This window comes from Corynebacterium sp. S5S1, from assembly GCF_001913985.1.
Classification (GTDB): domain Bacteria; phylum Actinomycetota; class Actinomycetes; order Mycobacteriales; family Mycobacteriaceae; genus Corynebacterium; species Corynebacterium marquesiae.
Genome location: NZ_MKXT01000010.1, coordinates 17,381 through 34,802, shown reverse-complemented (window position 1 = coordinate 34,802; position 17,422 = coordinate 17,381). Strand labels below are relative to the sequence as shown.

General features: G+C 58.0%; 15 protein-coding genes, 1 tRNA gene and 1 CRISPR repeat array. Of the genes, 4 read left to right on the top strand and 12 right to left on the bottom strand.

The window, feature by feature from the left end:
* Nucleotides 1-381 precede the first annotated feature (381 nt).
* Nucleotides 382-1,176 carry a serine hydrolase domain-containing protein gene (locus BKN05_RS05495; protein ID WP_286688160.1) on the bottom strand — a complete coding sequence of 265 codons (795 nt, stop codon included), beginning with the start codon at nucleotides 1,174-1,176 and terminating at the stop codon, nucleotides 382-384.
* A 402-nt stretch (nucleotides 1,177-1,578) separates the two neighbouring features.
* Here BKN05_RS05495 and BKN05_RS05490 point away from each other — a divergent pair, with 402 nt between their 5' ends.
* Nucleotides 1,579-3,258, top strand: a complete 1,680-nt coding sequence (locus BKN05_RS05490; protein ID WP_286688159.1) for an alkaline phosphatase D family protein — start codon at nucleotides 1,579-1,581, stop codon at nucleotides 3,256-3,258.
* 149 nt (nucleotides 3,259-3,407) lie between these two features.
* Here the strand turns inward: BKN05_RS05490 and BKN05_RS05485 are convergent, their stop codons facing one another.
* Together BKN05_RS05485 and BKN05_RS05480 are read right to left on the bottom strand one after the other, a co-directional pair.
* Complete coding sequence (locus tag BKN05_RS05485) at nucleotides 3,408-4,496, bottom strand: alkene reductase (RefSeq protein WP_286688158.1); 1,089 nt, start codon at nucleotides 4,494-4,496, stop codon at nucleotides 3,408-3,410.
* Between the two features lie 146 nt (nucleotides 4,497-4,642).
* Nucleotides 4,643-6,253: a mechanosensitive ion channel family protein gene (locus tag BKN05_RS05480; protein WP_286688157.1), complete on the bottom strand. Its 1,611-nt coding sequence runs from the start codon at nucleotides 6,251-6,253 to the stop codon at nucleotides 4,643-4,645.
* Nucleotides 6,254-6,399: 146 nt separating this feature from the next.
* Between BKN05_RS05480 and BKN05_RS05475 the strand changes: the two genes are divergently transcribed.
* Nucleotides 6,400-6,918 carry a hypothetical protein gene (locus BKN05_RS05475; RefSeq protein ID WP_286688156.1) on the top strand — a complete coding sequence of 173 codons (519 nt, stop codon included), beginning with the start codon at nucleotides 6,400-6,402 and terminating at the stop codon, nucleotides 6,916-6,918.
* Between the two features lie 9 nt (nucleotides 6,919-6,927).
* Here the strand turns inward: BKN05_RS05475 and BKN05_RS05470 are convergent, their stop codons facing one another.
* A complete protein-coding gene (locus tag BKN05_RS05470) occupies nucleotides 6,928-7,983 on the bottom strand; it encodes a trimeric intracellular cation channel family protein (RefSeq protein ID WP_049377760.1) in 1,056 nt (351 codons plus the stop codon).
* Between the two features lie 117 nt (nucleotides 7,984-8,100).
* On the opposite strand from BKN05_RS05470, the gene BKN05_RS05465 reads away from it, so the two are divergent.
* On the top strand, nucleotides 8,101-8,403 hold the full coding sequence (locus tag BKN05_RS05465) for a hypothetical protein (RefSeq protein WP_286688155.1): 303 nt from the start codon (nucleotides 8,101-8,103) through the stop codon (nucleotides 8,401-8,403).
* 209 nt (nucleotides 8,404-8,612) lie between these two features.
* Here BKN05_RS05465 and BKN05_RS05460 read toward each other — a convergent pair.
* Nucleotides 8,613-8,686 (bottom strand) — tRNA-Ile (locus BKN05_RS05460).
* A 134-nt stretch (nucleotides 8,687-8,820) separates the two neighbouring features.
* Here BKN05_RS05460 and BKN05_RS05455 point away from each other — a divergent pair.
* Nucleotides 8,821-9,726: a DUF5067 domain-containing protein gene (locus tag BKN05_RS05455; RefSeq protein ID WP_286688154.1), complete on the top strand. Its 906-nt coding sequence runs from the start codon at nucleotides 8,821-8,823 to the stop codon at nucleotides 9,724-9,726.
* A 144-nt stretch (nucleotides 9,727-9,870) separates the two neighbouring features.
* Nucleotides 9,871-10,996: direct repeats of the CRISPR family, unit length 28 nt; unit sequence GGCTCATCCCCGCTTACGCGGGGAGCAC.
* Between the two features lie 87 nt (nucleotides 10,997-11,083).
* Here the strand turns inward: BKN05_RS05455 and cas2e are convergent.
* From cas2e to casA, 7 genes are read right to left on the bottom strand one after another with little or no spacing between them, the layout of a single operon-like run.
* Nucleotides 11,084-11,440: a type I-E CRISPR-associated endoribonuclease Cas2e gene (gene cas2e / locus BKN05_RS05450; RefSeq protein WP_286688153.1), complete on the bottom strand. Its 357-nt coding sequence runs from the start codon at nucleotides 11,438-11,440 to the stop codon at nucleotides 11,084-11,086.
* The gene (gene cas1e / locus BKN05_RS05445; RefSeq protein ID WP_286688152.1) at nucleotides 11,437-12,375 is read right to left on the bottom strand and encodes a type I-E CRISPR-associated endonuclease Cas1e; all 939 of its coding nucleotides are present in this window, start codon (nucleotides 12,373-12,375) and stop codon (nucleotides 11,437-11,439) included. The genes cas2e and cas1e overlap by 4 nt, the downstream gene beginning before the upstream one ends.
* Entirely contained in the window at nucleotides 12,375-13,073 is a 699-nt protein-coding gene (gene cas6e, locus BKN05_RS05440) for a type I-E CRISPR-associated protein Cas6/Cse3/CasE (protein ID WP_286688151.1), read from the bottom strand. The genes cas1e and cas6e overlap by 1 nt, the downstream gene beginning before the upstream one ends.
* Nucleotides 13,070-13,786, bottom strand: coding sequence for a type I-E CRISPR-associated protein Cas5/CasD (gene cas5e, locus BKN05_RS05435; protein ID WP_286688150.1), 717 nt, complete (start codon nucleotides 13,784-13,786; stop codon nucleotides 13,070-13,072). Before cas5e ends, cas6e begins: the two co-directional genes overlap by 4 nt.
* 14 nt (nucleotides 13,787-13,800) lie before the next feature.
* Nucleotides 13,801-14,943, bottom strand: coding sequence for a type I-E CRISPR-associated protein Cas7/Cse4/CasC (gene cas7e, locus BKN05_RS05430; protein ID WP_286688149.1), 1,143 nt, complete (start codon nucleotides 14,941-14,943; stop codon nucleotides 13,801-13,803).
* Between the two features lie 31 nt (nucleotides 14,944-14,974).
* Nucleotides 14,975-15,646, bottom strand: coding sequence for a type I-E CRISPR-associated protein Cse2/CasB (gene casB / locus BKN05_RS05425; RefSeq protein WP_353743549.1), 672 nt, complete (start codon nucleotides 15,644-15,646; stop codon nucleotides 14,975-14,977).
* Entirely contained in the window at nucleotides 15,639-17,384 is a 1,746-nt protein-coding gene (casA, locus tag BKN05_RS05420; protein ID WP_286688147.1) for a type I-E CRISPR-associated protein Cse1/CasA, read from the bottom strand. Before casA ends, casB begins: the two co-directional genes overlap by 8 nt.
* Nucleotides 17,385-17,422 lie beyond the last annotated feature (38 nt).

The following is a 17,422-nucleotide window of genomic DNA, read 5'->3' as shown; positions in this document are numbered from 1 at the left end:
TGCGTCTGCTCACAATTTTCCTTCGTCACACCCCTCCCTACAACCCTCAACTTTCACTTCAACCCCCATTCGCTAAACCTCAACCCTAGGTACAGACTGGGGCTAAAGTTGCAGGTGAAACCAATGTTACAAATGTGAAATTCGGAGTTCGTTGAGAAATTTCAGACCCTCCTTGACGGCAGGTGACAGAAGCCCTGCTCACGCACCGGAAAGCGCAACTAGGCTCTCACGCAACAGCCGCCCATGCGCTCATGCCAGTTTCCCGCGCAGGATGGCCCCCTTTCGCACGAAATTCCCCGACTCCTCCCCGCCCCCACGGGGGAGCCTTCCACCGCGCCACTTCCCCCAGTGGAAGGCGCTCGCTCCGCCACAGCTGGCAGATTACAAAGAGTTCCAGATGGCGGTGTTTGTATCGTGCCAGAGGGGCTTGCACCACTCGCCAAAGTCGCGGTTTGTGAGCGCAACCATGGCATAGTCGCCGGCGACCCAGAGGTAGGTGCCGGACATGCCGAAGTGACCGACGGCGTCGGCAGGCAAGGAGCCCATCCAGTGTTCCTTATCGCCGCGGATTTCAAAGCCCAGGCCCCAGGTGCAGTCTTTGAAGCTGCCGTAGCCCGGAACAATGCCGCGCAATCCATTGAAGTGAACGCGGCGCATGTCGGCCACGGTGGAGGGGTGCAGGAGTTGTGGGTCCTGAACTTCCGCGACAAAGGCCGCGAGGTCCTCCACTGTGGAAACCAAACCGTGCCCGGCCGAGCCTTCGAGCCGGGTGGACTTCATGCCCAGCGGGGTCAATATGCCTTCACGCAGGTACTCGGCAAAGTCCATGCCCGTAGCTTCGGCCACGGTATCCGCGGCCCACTCATAACCGGCCGAGGAATAGATGCGGCGCTCGCCCACTGGCTTCTGCGGCTCTCGGGAGTCAAAGCAAATGCCAGAGGCGTGGGCAAGCAGGTGCTCGAGAGTGGAGCCCTCCGGACCAGCCGGCTGCTTCAATTCCACCGCGCCTTCTTCCGCGGCCAGCATCACACCGTAGGCCGCAACCAGCTTGGTCACTGATGCCACCGGAAACTCGCGAGCAGTATCCCCCACCGTTTCTGTCACCTCACCTTGGTGTAGTAAGGCTCCGGCCACCGTATCCGCGGGCCACTGGCTAATTTGGCTAAATTCACTCATACCCTCTAGCCTACTGAGCCGCATTCGGAAGGACTGGACCGCTTTGGGCGCGCCTTCTCGAGCCGGTCACTCCTTTGGCCTACTGGGCCTGCGTACGCCTTGGGTGCACGAATCCCACATACCTTAGGTCTACTGGGTCCCGCACACCTTAGGTCCAAGGTGATCGGGCCGATCTGAGCGAATGAACCCCTCAATTCAGCCCTAAAGACCTCAAATCAGCCCGATCAGACTGGACCTAAGCCACAGAAGCCGGCGAAAGCCCCTTGAAACCGCCCAGCCGCCAGACGCGTCAGGCCCACAGGCGGCCGGCCAAGTAAACCACCGGTTAAAACAACAAGAACATTTTATGGAATCGGGCAGGAAACGGTTGCACACCCATTAGACATGAGAAAACTTTCAACCATGTCTAATGATTCTAAGAACACGGGCAGCGCAGTCAATCGCCGCCGCTTCCTGCAGACCACCGGCACCGCCGGTGCCGCTATCGCTTTGTCCACTGCCGCCGCGAATACCGCCAATGCCCAAAGCAGCCTCTCCCCGCGCGTGGAGCAGCACATGGTGGAGCCCAAGCTGGGCGAGCGACCCTTCCTCCACGGAGTTGCCTCGGGTGACCCGATTCCGGATTCGGTCATCCTGTGGACCCGCGTGACCCCGGAGGCCGATGCCATGCCGGGCTCCGGGCTGGGCGAGGCCACCCGGGTGGAGTGGGAAATTGCCAAGGATGAGGGCTTTGGGGACGTCGTCAAGCGGGGCGAAGTGACCACCGACGCCAGTAAGGACCACACCGTGCATGTGGACCCGCACGGCTTGGAGCCGGAGACCGTGTATTTCTTCCGCTTTAAGGCGCAGGATAAGTACTCGCCCATTGGTCGCACCAAGACCGCCCCGGCGCTGAGCGCCTCCCCGGAGGAGCTGACCTTTGGCGTGGCTAGCTGCGCCAATTGGGAGTCCGGCTTCTTCAACACCTATGGCGATATTGCCCAGCGCGGCCGCGCTGACCAGCTGGATTATATGATCTTCTTGGGCGACTATATCTACGAGTATCCGCAGCGCGAATACGCCGGCTATGGCCCGGTGCGCCTGCACCACCCTGCGCACGAGATTATCTCGCTGGAGGATTACCGCATCCGCTTCGGCCGCTACCGCACCGATGAGAACCTGCAGGCCGCACACGGTGCGCTGCCGTGGGTTGTGGTGTGGGATGACCATGAGGTGGCCAACGATAACTGGCGCGAGGGCGCCGAGAACCACACCGAAGGCAAGGAGGGCGCCTTCCTAGACCGCCGCAAGGCCGCCATGCAGGCCTACTTCGAATGGATGCCGGTGCGCGCGACCAACCCGTCGGAGCAGGGCCACCTCTACCGCAGCCTGACCTTCGGCGACCTGGTGGAGCTGACCATGATGGACCTGCGTACCTACCGCGATGAGCAGGTGCGCTTTGGCCCGCGCAAGATGGCCGCCGAAGGCCGCACGATGCTCGGCTCCGAGCAGTACAACTGGCTGCTCAATAAGATTGAGACCTCTTCTGCCAAGTGGAATATGCTGGGCAATTCCGTCATGTTCTCCCCCATGAACCTGGCTACCCTGCAACAAGATGACAAGACAAAGCCGGTTTCTTCCTCGCTGTCTTCCAATATCACCGGCATTCCGGTCAATGGCGACCAGTGGGATGGCTACTCGGCGGAGCGCCGCTTGCTTATCGACGCCCTCTCTAAGCACGACTCCCACGCCCTCTTTGTCACCGGCGATATCCACTCCGAGTGGGCGCACAATATCAGCAAGGATGGCCGCGTTTTCGGCGCCGAGATGGTCTGCTCCTCCGTGTCTGCGCCGAACGTGAACGAGCAGCTGAAACTTCCGGAAGGCAATGAGCTTTCCAAGCTGGCCGAGCGCTACCTGCTAGGTGCCAACCCGCACACCCGCCACGTGGATCTGGACCACCACGGCTACAGCTATGTCACCGTGCGCCCGGATTCGGCGGAAATGCACTGGTTGCGCGTGGATAACCTGCTCACCGCCAAGTCCCCGGTGCGCGAGGCCGTGACCATGACCTGGCGCCCGGGTGAGGGCTACACCACGTAGTTGTAAGTTCTGTCACATGACAGGTACTCGGTGTTAACGAACGAGTAGTACACCTTCGATAGTCATAGTGAAATACCCTCTCTCTGGGGAATTTCACTACCTATCACTCGCCCGCCTTTCGGGCCCCCTTTGGTGCCGCGGATTCTTCCCTAGTCCGCGGCATACTCATAGTCGATGTAGCCGCGCTCGCCGCCCAGGTAGAACGTATCCTGGTCCGGCTCGTTGAGCTCGAGGCCCTCGCGCCAGCGGCGCACTAGGTCCGGGTTGGCGATGAGCTGGCGACCCACCACTGCGGCGTCCACGTAATCCAGCTCGATTTCGCGCTGGGCATCTTCTTTAGAAGTCACCGTGGGGAAGCCATCATTCATCAGCACCTTGGTCACGCCATTTGCGCGGGCCTTTTGCGCCAGTGTGGCGATAAGCTCGCTTTCCGGCTCGCTGTGTAGCAGGGACACATAAGCCAGGTTCAGCGGTGCCAGGGCATCGAGCAGACCACCGTAGGTGGCCAGCATATCGTCCTGGTCATCTTCAATAACACCCTGCACATTGTGCGCCGGGGAGAATCGCACGCCCACGCGGTCGGCGCCGATTTCCTCCGCCACGGCGCGGATGACCATTTCCGGCAGGCGCCAGCGATTTTCCGGGCTGCCGCCGAATTCATCCTCACGTTTATTGGACGAAGCCGCCATAAACTCATGCAGCAGGTAGCCATTCGCGTTGTGGATTTCCACGCCGTCGACGCCGGCGTCAATAGCCCGGCGTGCGCCCTGGCGGAATTCCTCCACGATGCGCGGCAGCTCTTCCTTCTTCAGCTCGCGCGGCACCGGCGCATCCATCTTTCCAGCGAAGCCACGCACGGTTCCGCCCCAGTCGAAGGCGCTCGGCGCCTCCGGGGCCGCACCGTCAATCAGGTCCGGGTGGCTAGTGCGGCCACCGTGCATGATCTGCATGAACAGGGTGCCGCCTTCCTCGTGCACGCGGTCTGCGACGGCGCGCCAGCCTTCTGCCTGCTCCTCGGTGGCAATGCCTGCCTGCCCTGGGAACGCACGGTTGGTCCATGCCGGGAAGGTTCCCTCCGTGACCACCAACCCGGCCGTGGCACGCTGCGAGTAGTACTTCTGGTGCAGCTCGGTAGGGACACCGCTTTCGCCTGCACGCTGGCGGGTCAGCGCCGCCATGGTCACGCGATTGTCTAACGTGTATCGGCCGAGTTCCAGTGGTTCGAAAAGTGAAGTCATGCTCAGTGCAACACGCGGCCGAAGCGCACTATTTCATCTTTGCCACACAAAATCATTCCTGCACGTCAATGGCGATGACATGAGCGTTTATGCCGGCTTTGCCAACCACAATAGGAAGCAGTGGTCGAGATAGAGGGCACGGCCTACTAACGCGGCTCAACCAGAATCTCTGTGCCCGTACTACCGGCGGTTCCCGAAACTTGGGCGCCGTCGCCAGCATCGCCTCCCGCAGCGGGCGCAGTGCCGGCGCCGGTCCCGTTCCCGGAATCTGTCCCCGCGTTGTCTGCACCGGTGGCTGCGCTCTGGGCCGGGGAGCCATTACCAGTAGCGCCCGGTCCCTGCCTGTCACCGGCAGGCGTATCAGTCGTGCCAGCGTCATTAGTGCCCTGTGGGTTGGTGGCCTCAGAAGGAGCCGCGCCCTCCTCACTCGGCTCGCTCTGTGTGCCGGATTCGGTGGTTTCAGGGATGGGTTCGGTTGAGGGGGCTTCGGCAGGCTGCGAGGAGGAGGTTTCCTTGCCGCTATTGCGCCAATGCTCGGGCGAGAGCCAGCCAGCGTCGGCATCGTCCGGGTTGCTCGAGGCCAGGGTCAAAGCACCGACAACAAGAAGCGCGAGGATAAGGCCCGTGGTAGATGCGCGGACTCGGCCACCAAAGGTGGCGATCTTTTGAAACTTGCTATTGGTCTCCACGCCACGCCAGATGCCCTGGGAGGGCTCTGATTCTTGGTCATCCGCATCAAGCAGTGCGGGTTTTCCAGGGCCATCGCTATCCGGGCCATCCACCTCAGCGCCCTCGGTGTCGGCACTGCGCTCCACCCTCGTCTCTGGGTGGGAGCCCTCCCCTGCGGTGGAAGCATCCTTGACGGATTCCTGAGCCGCGGTAATTCCCTGCGATGACGTCAGCGGGCGCTGCAGTTCATCGAGATCGGCCACGTTGTAGTGGTCCCAGAATTCCGACAACAACGCGGAGCGGATGGCACGCTCCACCGCCCACTGGCGGGCCGGGTTAACGGTGACCAGCACGCGGTAGGTCACGTGCCAGGATTGGCCGGCAGCCTGCGGGGCAACCAACTGGGTGGCTGGCAGCACCTCCAGCTCGCCATTGACATCCACGGCGATGGACGGCTCTCGAATCGCCTGCTCGGAAATGGTGCGCACGCGGCGGGTAATTTCTGGCAGGGTCTCGCCCTCTTGCACCGGCACGTCAAAGTTGACCACGGCGCGCGACCATTCCTGGGAATAGTTGGTCACCGCGCCGGCCGAGCTATTGGGCACGGTGACGAGCTCGCCAGTGGGAGTGCGCACCTTGGTGGTGCGCAAGGTCAGCATCACCACGGTGCCTTCCACATCGGTCACGCCATCAAAGCTGACGTAATCGCCCACACCAAATTGTTTTTCCGAAAGGATGAAAAAGCCAGAGAGAAAATCCGCGATGATGGACTGGGCACCAAAGCCGACGGCGGCCGAAACTATCGTCGCCGGCACCGCCGCGCCTACCGCGGGTACACCGATATTGGTCAGCGCGGCCCAAATGATAAGGAAGTACGCGATGGCCTGCACGATGTAGACCAGCGCACCGGTCAGCGCTAGACGGGCCTTGGTGGCTTCTTCCTCTTCATCGAGGCGGCGCTCCATAATGCGGATCGCCAGCCTACCGATGCGCGGTATCAAAATACCGATCAGCAGCAGCGCGATAAGCGGTAAGCCGTGGTCGACGAAGAGGCTCCACAGCTCGTAGAAGTAATACTTCAGATTCATGTCTCTAAAATAGGGCGCGCGCCTGAAAACTGGGTGCCAGTTTGCTGCCAGCAACCGAGCAAACACTCCCCCTAGCACAGTCACTACTCCCCTATGCCCTGCACATACTCCAGCATCGTCTGCCTTGTTTGTCTACTGTGCGGGGCATGAAGAAATCATTCCTTATTCCCTTCTTCGCCCTAGCTCTTTTTGCCACCGGTTGCGGCGGCAGCGACGAAACCGCCACCACCATTTCCACGGTCAAAGAAACCGTTACGGAAACGGCCTCCGAGACGAGCTCTACAGAATCCAGCACCGAGGAAACACACCCAGAAGCGACCACGGAAGTAGCAACCACCGAGGCCGCGCAGCAGGCCGAACCGCAAACCGAAAATCAGGAAGCCGTGCAACAGGCTACCGAAAACCAGCAGCAGGAAAACACCGCGCAGTACCAATGCGCGGACGGCACCTGGGTGGAGTTTGCCGCGTTATGCAAGGAATCAAACGCTCAACCGCCAGTACAAGCGCCCAATGGGCTGAGTGCAGAGTGTCCGGCCTACCTGTGCGGCTACGGCAACGATGCCAATGGCAACCGGAATAAGAGCTCCGGAGAAATCCAGACCCAATATGGCTGCGAGCAAGGCTATATCACGGACCCGCAGCTTTGCGGTGCGGTTGGGCGCTAAGCCTATCTCCTAGTCGCGGGAGTCATAGCGCTTCATGAGGCGATCAATGAGTTCATCAGTAAGCTTGTCATCTTCCAAAATGGCATCAAGGAGGCGTTGAGATTCCTCGTGGGAGGCCTGTTCCTCCTCGTTGTAGGAATCACCGGTGAGGTCCACGCCGAAGTCCGTGTCATCGCCTTCTGCTACCACTGCGCTGAGCTGATCCACATCGGATTCGAAGGACTCCATAAACTCGCTAGCCTCCGCAGCAGCCTCCTTGCGGCGCTTGCCGGAGCGCACTTCCTTTTCAATGCGGCGCTGCAGCGCGGCCTCCATCTGGCGGTGGCGCCAAGAACGTAGGCGGTGAGGTTCTAGGCGGCGGCCAACCGCACGGCTTTTATTTTCGGCTTTCTTGGCCAACACTTTAACCTGTGCGGCGGTGTCATTAATAGGAGCCCAATCTTGGTAGGCCGGCACCCGCCAACCAGCCCAAATGCCCAGCAGCGCCAAGAAGATAGAAACTAACGGCCCGATGATCATGCCCACCGCCATCATGTCGAAGTGGTGGCCCACCAAGACGATGACAGCACAAGCAACAGCCGGGATAACCGTCGGCTGGTTATCACCAAATACGCTCGGCTCGCGCCCCATCACGATGTCACGAATCATCGATCCGCCCGTGGCAGTAAACACGCCCATCATGATGCATGGAATAAGCGGCAGGCCGTAGGTAATGGCCTTCACCGCGCCGGTGGCGGCCCACAGGCCGGAAACGACGGCGTCGCCATGCGCCTGCAGATAATCCCAGGTCTTGCCTTTGAAATAAACAAAGCGAGCGATCAGCGCACCGGTAAAAGCCAAGTAGAGGTATTCCGGCTGGCTCATTGCCGCAACGGTGCCGCGGTTAATGAGTACATCGCGCACCATACCGCCGCCCAGGGAAGAAAACATCGCAATGAAAAAGAAGCCGATGATATCGTAGCCGCGCTTGCGCGCCATAGTGCCACCGATAATTCCCATCAGCAGCACACCACTGATATCGGACCAGCGGTAGAGAGATTCAATGAGCGGATCTACTTCAACCATATGGTTATTAGACTTCACCGCCCGCGCTTGCGCAATCAGCACACCCAAATGCGCAGCGCGGCTATACTAAATGTTTTTGTCTCCCTATCTCTACGCATTATGAAAAAGTATCTCCCCTTGCTCTCCATTGCTGTGCTTAGCGCTTGTTCCTCCCAGCCCGAGGCAGACGAGCCTAGCTTTGCCGACCCTGCTGCGCACAGCAGCGAGGATGAGCAAGCCTCGCTTGCCGACGCCCCAGAAGGCGACCCCGACCCCGACCTTGCCCAACAAATTGGCGGCGACTGCGGCGTTCGCGACTACGCGCTTATCACCGCCCAGGATGACACCAACTGCGCCTTTGCCATGGAAATTTATAAGCGTGCAATGAAGGCGACCTACCAGTTAGAGGCCACCGATCCCTCCGTTACCCCAGCGCGGTAAAGCGATATTACCGCCAAGGCCCCAGTTTCTGGCGACAAGCACGATCTGCATTGCATCATCTCCACTAACCACAAGAATCTCTCCTGCCTTGCAGACGATTCCGCGATTGGTGCTCGGCTCGAAATCACCGTCCAGCCGGGTTTTGCAGACCGCGTGCACACCAAAGATTAAAGGCGCCGGCACTACTTGCCGACGCCTCCCATTAACAGTGGGGCCAGCGGGGCTCGAACCCGCGACCAACGGATTATGAGTCCGTAGCTCTAACCGACTGAGCTATAGCCCCACACAGATTGCACCGCCCGCCAGGGCGATTCTCTGCCCTCAAAAGATTAGTCAAAGAGCGGCCAAAGACCAATTTGCCCCCCTACCCTTTTGAGTATTTGTACGCTTCCTACCCCCTGAGGGTAGAAGTTAATTATGCGCAAACTACTCTCTTCTCTCATCCTCGTCTCTGCACTCACGCTTACTTCCTGCTCAAATAGCGGAAGTGACAACCCAAAGGCAAACGACTCCAATAATTCCACGGCCGGTGCACAGGCCGATGCGAAGTCCGCAATTGGAACGTGGAAACAAGAGGACAGCGCTTCTGAAGATGGCTGGATGGAGGCCAGCATCACCGATGACGTCATCACCATCGAATGGGTCATGGACAACGGCGAAAATCGCATGATCTACTGGATCGGTACCTTTGACGCTCAAGCCGCTGCATCCGGTGAAACCGTTTCCTCAAACCGCGATACCGTTGCCACCGCCTCTAAGTGGATGGCCGCTTCGTCCGATAAGAAAGACTTCTCTATCGATGACGACTCCTTAACTTTCAAGGTCGCGATTGAAGATAAAGAATTCACCACACACATGAAGAAGGTGAAGGATGATCCGACAACCGTAAAAGAGCTAAAGAGCACAGATTTTAGCCAAACCTTTAAAGACGGAGTTCTGGATGTTCCAGCCGCCAAGTTCGAAATTACCGATCACCGTGTTGTTAAACCTGGTGAGCCCGGCAACGAAATAGGTGAAAAGCCACTTCTCGTCTTTAACTATGACGTAACGAATAAAACGGATGAGACCCTAACCACCACTGACTTCGTCGTGTACTTCACCGCCATCCAAGACAATGATCCGAATAAGGTAAACGAGCTCGACCTCGGTTCCTATATTGATCCTGAAACTTCCGATACTCAGCTTGAACAGATTAAAAAGGGAGGCACTGTCGCCGGCACAATAGCCTACGAGCTCGATGATTTAACTACACCTGTGGACCTTGTCGCGACTAAGTCCTTCAGCCAAGACGAAATCGGCCGCCAAACTTTCGAGCTCGAATAGCCGTCCACCAAAGTGTCAGCAAAGCTCCGGCTCTATCTAAGTGCAAAGCGAAGCCAGCTGCATTGCAATGCCACGCATGAACCGGACCTGCTTCTCACTGACGTGGGACCCCCACCGGGGGATACCGTCATGTGATGTGTCTCGCGCTCATCCCCGCTTACGCGGGGAGCACGAGGGTCTGGTGGCCTGGTGCCCGTGGGGAGGCGGCTCATCCCCGCTTACGCGGGGAGCACACCAACTCATCTCGCCGCGCCGCACGCTTCTCGGGTTCATCCCCGCTTACGCGGGGAGCACGCGTCTTGGCGTCTCCTGCGGTACTAGCTCCGGGGCTCATCCCCGCTTACGCGGGGAGCACCTTCGGACGCAATCGAAGCGCTAGGCGCGATGCGGCTCATCCCCGCTTACGCGGGGAGCACGTTTTAGGGAATCTTCAAGCACCCACAGGTATGGGCTCGTCCCCGCTTACGCGGGGAGCACTAACTGAATTTAGTGAGGTGTGAGCGTGGCCGAGGCTCATCCCCGCTTACGCGGGGAGCACCAGGGGTGGTTTTCTGGCAGTTCGATGTAGCCGGGCTCATCCCCGCTTACGCGGGGAGCACGGTCTTATCGGATTGTGCGTTCGGCTAGTGAGGGGCTCATCCCCGCTTACGCGGGGAGCACGCTGCGGCGGCGAGGTTCATGTCTGCGGGCCGGGGCTCATCCCCGCTTACGCGGGGAGCACTTTTGAAGTTGGGTTAGCCGGGGGGCTTCCGGGGCTCATCCCCGCTTACGCGGGGAGCACCAGCGGGACGATTTAGCCCGCAAGGTTGAGGACGGCTCATCCCCGCTTACGCGGGGAGCACGCCAATAATCACCTCACTGCCCACAGTGACCGCGGGCTCATCCCCGCTTACGCGGGGAGCACGAGATAGAAACCCGAGGCCCCGAGTGGGAATCCGGCTCATCCCCGCTTACGCGGGGAGCACGTGACCGTGTACGCGCAGGCCAGCAGATAGGAGGGCTCATCCCCGCTTACGCGGGGAGCACACGTAGCCAACCGCACGTGGTGGGTACGTGGTGGGCTCATCCCCGCTTACGCGGGGAGCACAAATGATCTCCATGCCTAGCTCCCTGCGATGAGGGCTCATCCCCGCTTACGCGGGGAGCACGGGGATGACGGCTACGGCGCGCTAGGCACACTGGGCTCATCCCCGCTTACGCGGGGAGCACAAGTTTCTGCCGCCACTTTGTCCGCCTGGCGACGGCTCATCCCCGCTTACGCGGGGAGCACACTTACTGAGCAGGAATGATACGAGCCTAAAGGTCATTTTACATACGGCTTCGGGTGGGAGGTCGAAAGCCCATCTAATCGAATACGCTAACTTCCTCCTTTCTGCCGGTTGTACATTTTGCGGGCTCGGCGCGCTTTCGACCAACCTGTCCGACGCTTCATTTGTTTAGGTTTATGTGGGCGCATCATTAACGTGACGCCATCGAAATCGGTGGGTTCCCAGTGATGCCGATGAGTTCGAAACTCCATGCCTTGCTCATTAGCGGCGGGATACACCAATAAGGCACGACCGTCTTTACAAAGATCCACGGTTCTCTCCCAGAGCAATTCCCGTACTCGCGCGGTAGGGCGTCCCACAAATGTTCCAGGGGTCAGCTCAATGAGCCACTTGCTGAGATCACCTCGCAGGCCTGCTGGGCAGGCTGTAACGACCAGCACCATCATGACAACGACTCCTCTTCTGCCCAATTCACCCCGGAGGCAATAACTTCAAGCTCACTCCACAACATGAGTTCGGCATCGCTAACTAGAAGTTCATCAGGGACGTCGAAAAGGGCCTTAAGGTCGCGCACCATCCGGGGCATCAAGCGACGAGATACCACCTGATCGCGAATCCGGCGGCGCACCTCAATGGAAGGACTTCCCTGCTGTGCTGCCACGGCATCGAATGCTGCTGGAATAGAAATCTCCGCTTTGTACAGGTCGGCAACATCATAGACAAAGGAGCGATCGGTGCCAGTATGAACAACGCCCAACGCCGGAACGAAACCCCGTGCTGCGATTACGGCATGTGCGACGCCATACAAAGCAGCGCTTCCTGCCGTAAGTGCCTGGTTGATGGGGTCCGAGGAATCGAAATCATTGGGGTCATAAGATCGACGATTCCAATACACACCTGTGCGCTCCGCTTCGGCGGCGTAAATCCGCTTCATACGCGCCCCTTCGCGGCCGCGCAACTGCGACATCGTCAACCGAGAGACATCTTCGCCCGGAAACCGCAGTGCATACATGCGGCGAGCACAGTCCAACCGCTTGCGTTGGTTACTGATAACCTGCGCATGGATTTCAGTCATACGGGAAGACTTGGCCGGCGGGCGACCATGGGCGTAATAGCGAACCCCGCGCTCACCTACCCAAAGGGTGGTCACACCGGCGTCGCCAAGCAGGGCCATAGCAGCGTAGGTGATCTTCGTGCCAGGACCGAGCAATAAAGCAGCCACCTGGGTAGCAGGCGCATAAGCTACCCCACGTTGATCGGTGATGGTAAGGGAATTCCCATCCCTATTGACCACGCACCGCTCAGCGTAAAGGAAGCTTATCCGGTCCGATATCCGCGCTAAAGCTTGGCGCGTAATGGGGACTTCACTTGGTGTGGACATTATGCACCTGCCGGCCGGGCCAAGGTCAATAGACCACAGCCATAACCACGAGCCCTACCAATGCCATTGACTAAAGTCCCGCGCAGTGCGTCTGGATTACTGACCTCCAAGGTTCCGCGGTAGCGTGCAGTAGCGATGTGCACGCGACGGCGGCTATCGCCTTTACGGAAATCCAAGGATTTTCGCTCCACGATGGTGGTCTGCTCATGTACGAACCAGCGGTCACGTTCGGCATCACTAGCCTCATCTTGAGCGCGCGGGGCGAGCTTGAATCCGGCCTGTTCAGAACGCTGGTACAGCCAGCCCAATTGGTGATCTACTGAAACGTGCGCCTTAACTTTGCCTCGCTTTCCACCATTAGACTGCGAGTATGTGGGATTGGCCAAGAGCTCAAAATGCCACCTCTGCCCTTGAGTCAGAGAACTCAAGAGGCGGTCATACTCGACTGATTGCGCAGGCCTTGTATCCCACCCTGCCTGCTCAGCTATCACGCTACCAGTCGGCTTTTCAGGCCCAACGACATAGAGCGCATGGTGGTGAGCACTTTCGTCAAGGCGCCACAATATGCGACCAGAAGACTGGTCTACGTCGGGCGGGAAAGAAGCCGCCACAGCCGCATGCATAGCCTGCGGGTTAGTCAAAAGCTTCCGTCCTTGGCGACGACGCGGGTTAATCAAAATCTTCGTCAGCGTGCTCATACGTTCATCACCGCTTCCAGGAAGGGATCAGGGCGCCGGTTTTCCGGTTCAATCGGATTTTTCACCGAAGCGAATTCCTTTTGAACAACGGTGCGCCACGAATACTTACGATGCTCAGGGGCGAAAGAAACTGGCACATCCTGGCAGGCTATACCGGCTTCGCCGGCAAGTGAGTCGCGGTAAATGGGCAACTCTACTTCCTGCCCACACGTGCGCATATAGTCCTTCGTTGCATGCCACGTCGAGTGGTTCTGCAGTGCTTCCACCGCAGACCCATTAACCACACCGAGCACGATATTCGGCGGAGCTGGGCACGGCCGGCGGCCAAGGAAAATGGGATAGACCGGCCGTTTCAGACTCTCAGCAAAGCTTTCTAAGAGATCTTGGTCTTCGCTTTCGATAGCAGCAACAAAGGCAGCGTCGGTTAAAAAGAATCGGGTAATCAGCTTAGCTGGGCTCTTCGGGTTATTCTGCCAATCTTGGGCAGTCTGATAATCGCGAAGCAGACTACCAGATTGATCCACGCGCACTGCGAATCTCAGTCCTGCTAGATCTTCTACTCCATCGGTGCGACGCCTGCCTTCAGCTGCAGCAAGCATCCCCAGTACACCCGACTTAGAAGGAACAGTAGATGTAGCTCGCGTGGCGTAGCGAGACTCGGTTCCCCACGACTGCATCGGACCTTTAAGGAGCAATAACAACGAATATGTCATTGTCGGCTTCCTTCCTACTTCTCCAGGGCGGCAGCCAATCGATCCGCGAGCTCAGGAAGCGTTACTTCTTCCGCAAGATCCGCAAAGGCCTTACGAGCTTCAGTAACACCTACAACGAACGAGGCCTGTGGCTTGAGACCATAGTTTTCCTCAAACTCCGCCTCTTCCTTAGCCAAGGTTTCTGCACCGGCTACGCGAAGGCTCTTTCCACCCGTCGCCTCTACCGGCTCTTCAAAGGCGGTGACAAGGCTTACTGGACGGGTATCGCGTACTGCGATATAAACCAGCTCTGGCAGGGTCTGGTTGGCAAAAGTATTGATCTTGCCGGTAGGCATGGACTTGATGAACGCATCCACAAAATCAACAGCAGCTTGCTTTGCATTTTCCTCAGAATCCAGGTTCTTGCTCAAACCACTCAAGTTTACTGTGGCATAGCGGTAGAGCGTCGAAGACATCATCTGCACGGTGCCGATCATTCCGGCACCTGTCTCCTGCCCTTCTTCCGCCAAATCGTCTACTGCGGTGAAGTAATCAAACTCGGGTGCACTGGCATGAATGCCAAGGGCGTGTGCTACCTGCACGGAGGCATCAATATTGAAAGCAGCATCATCCGCGACCATACGGCCAAAGAGCGCCATATCCACCGAGTGCTCGGTATCGAGGATTTTTTGCGCATCCTTCTTACTGATTTTCTCGCCGTCTGCCTCGACGATGGCTGCTGCCGCGCGGTCGATCTGGTGGGGGCTCAAGAAAAGCAGGTACTTAGTCTGTGGGTACTGTGCTGCCTTTAGCTCTTCCAGCGTAGTCTCTTCCGACTCCTTGAGAGCCTTAAGCTTCTTGGAATCTACTTCCGTCGTTATGCCGGCGGACTTGAAAAGGCCGGCCACTGCAGCCTGAGCGCGCTCAGCATCCCACCCCTCGTGGTCTTCTACCTTAAGGGCAATTTTTTCCGGGATGCGCTTCGAACGATCTCCCACGGATTCCGCATCAACATGGGTCTCGAAGTACTTACGGATTGCGCGCTTCCACGACTGGGAAGAGACACGCTGGCGTGGTACCCCGCCATAGACGGCAGACTTTGGTGCACCGGTATCGTCACGGTTGATTAGCGATGGCGGAAGGGTGTGCAGAGCGTGGATGTCAATGATAAGAGACATGGTTTTTAAGTTCCTTTCAAAGAGGGAGGGATTAGGATTCTGACTCGTTGTGGGAGGAGACGTAAACGCCAGTGGCGAAATCGCGACCCCACCGCAGGAGGACGCCTTGGCGGCGAGCCTGTTCTTTCTGGGTTACTGTCTGGTCGCCCAAGACGCGAAGGTCATTGGCAAATTGTCCATAGTCAAACCCCAGCTTGGCGCGTCGTAGCAGCATGACCAGAGAACGAATGTGAATTATCCGGGAGGCCTCATCTTGTGCCACCATCATCGCGTCGAAACGGGGCTTGGTGGACTGGGATTGGCTTTGGGTATACAAACGCCCGCACGCTTTAGCAAAACTTTGCCCAGCGATGTGGGCATCAGTGGTTGCGCTTTGCATATGCACGCCAAACATCGTGAGGGCATGAAATGCTGCTAATTCTGCGGCGGATGGATCTCCTCCCTCTTCCAACTCCCACGCGCGCAAGGGTGGTTCCAGTAGAAGCAGAACTTCCTCCAGGGCAAGGGGGTGGTGCTCCAGTTTTACTGCTGAGTACTTACGCAATGTCGCTAGCACAGCTCGGGCGTGCGCCTGTTTAGCGTGGTTCGGCGAATGAAGAAGATCTCGTTGTAGCGTATCTGCAGTCCGAGTCACCGAGTCACGAAGCCTAGGGCCGCCGCTACGTTGCGAGCCTGTATTAGAGGTGTCTTGATTCTCATGCATGGGCCTTGCCCTCCTTCAGAGATGAATCGTTATTCCGGCTATCAGCCGGTGGTGCGGTAAGAGGCAAGTCTTTATCGAGGCGGCGAAGAAGTTGCCGATACAAAGAGCCCGCAGAAATGATTCGGCCCTTTCCTTCTTCTCCGGTATCAATTTCCCTACCAATGACCGCCTTTTGACCAGCTCCACGGAGCGATTCTCGAGCGTGCGCCAAAGCTACGCCCCTGGCACGCTTTTGCCATACTTTTTGAGATTCATCGGTAGTATCCACCGCAACGGTAGACATCCACTCGATAAACTGCGGTTCTAGCTGAGCATAGAAGCGATCTTTGGCTGCTACTCCAAACTCATAGTCATCGCCCGCGGCTACCCGCAATTGGCCAGCGAACCAGCCCATGCTGATCGCTGCCTCATAGGTCTGCTTAGCGGAGGTGCGTACAGCATTTCTCACCTTGCGGCCTGCTTCATCGTCACGAAGCACCACAACAGGCAGACCGATAGTGGAGCTAAACGTGCTGGCCACTGAAGACTCTTGTGGCCCGTACTCCATGGAGACTAGAGTGACATCGAAGACATGCTTTTCCAAGTATCCATCGGCATCTAGAGCCGCGAGGTTACTCAGGTTTTCGGGGCGTAGCGGAGCCTTATCCTTCTTTTGATCAAAGCCGGGGTCATCCTCAAGCGCAATTAGGGAATCAAGACCACGCCACATGGTTTGCGTCGAGTCGTAGGGGCGAGCGTAGTACGCTGTCACGCCCTTCTTTGACTGATTCGGACTATAACGATACGGCGTCATTGGATCGGCCAGCACGTTCTTTCCTGCATCCGGAATGCGGTCCCCGTTGGAAACTACTACTCGAGTAGCCTTGCCGTCCTCGACCACGAGACGCACTCGCCGTGCTTGCCAGGTTGCCAAGTCAGCAGCACCGCGGGGAATTGCACCGAGCTTATCGTCGGATCCAGGGCGCTGCGCTGCCGTATCGGGTTCACGCTCCCACACCGGCCTATCGCCTTCGATGGGGTTTGAATCCTGCTTGGTGGTGACAACATACTGGGAAGTGTTAAGCAGCAACGTCTCTAATAATCCACCCGTCCCAAGAACGAGTGTTCCGCCCGTTCGGCCGGTCCATCCGGTACCGATGGGATAGCCCTTACCACCTTTGACGCGTGGATCGCCCTCCGCGCCGGTCTTAATACCGGAATAGTCATAGGCTTGCAGGTGGATAAGCCACCGAGCAGCCTCAGCTAAAGACAAGCTTTGGCGGCCGTCCCCGGTCCGCATGGTGAAGAAATCTTCCGCGGCCTCGGGAACGATATAGGAGATGGGGCGAGTGTCCCCCTTCTTCGAATGCAGGGTAGCTACCTGCATAAAGGGTTGAGTTTCAGAGAGAAGATCAAAGCGATCAGCAAAGGCGTCGAGATAATCCAGAACAACCTCATCGCGTTGCTCACTGAGCAGGGTTTCTCGCTGATCAGCGAACCATTCTCCCCAATCAAAATGGACCCGCCGAGAATTGTGCGAATAGGCACGAGCAATATCCAGAGCATGGGCCCGCCAGAAGATCGCTAGCAGTACCCGGATTACCGCATAGTCCTGGGTGGGTGAATCGCCTAAGACTTTTTGAGCGTCGCCGCGGCCAGAAAATATGTCCCGGATACTTAATGCGACCGAAGTGTCTGCACTGTCAATGCACAAAATCCACGGCTCATCGAGCAAGTTAAACGTTGGTTTTTCAGTCATTATCTTTCGCCTCCTTTCTGTAGAGATGGAATAGTGGT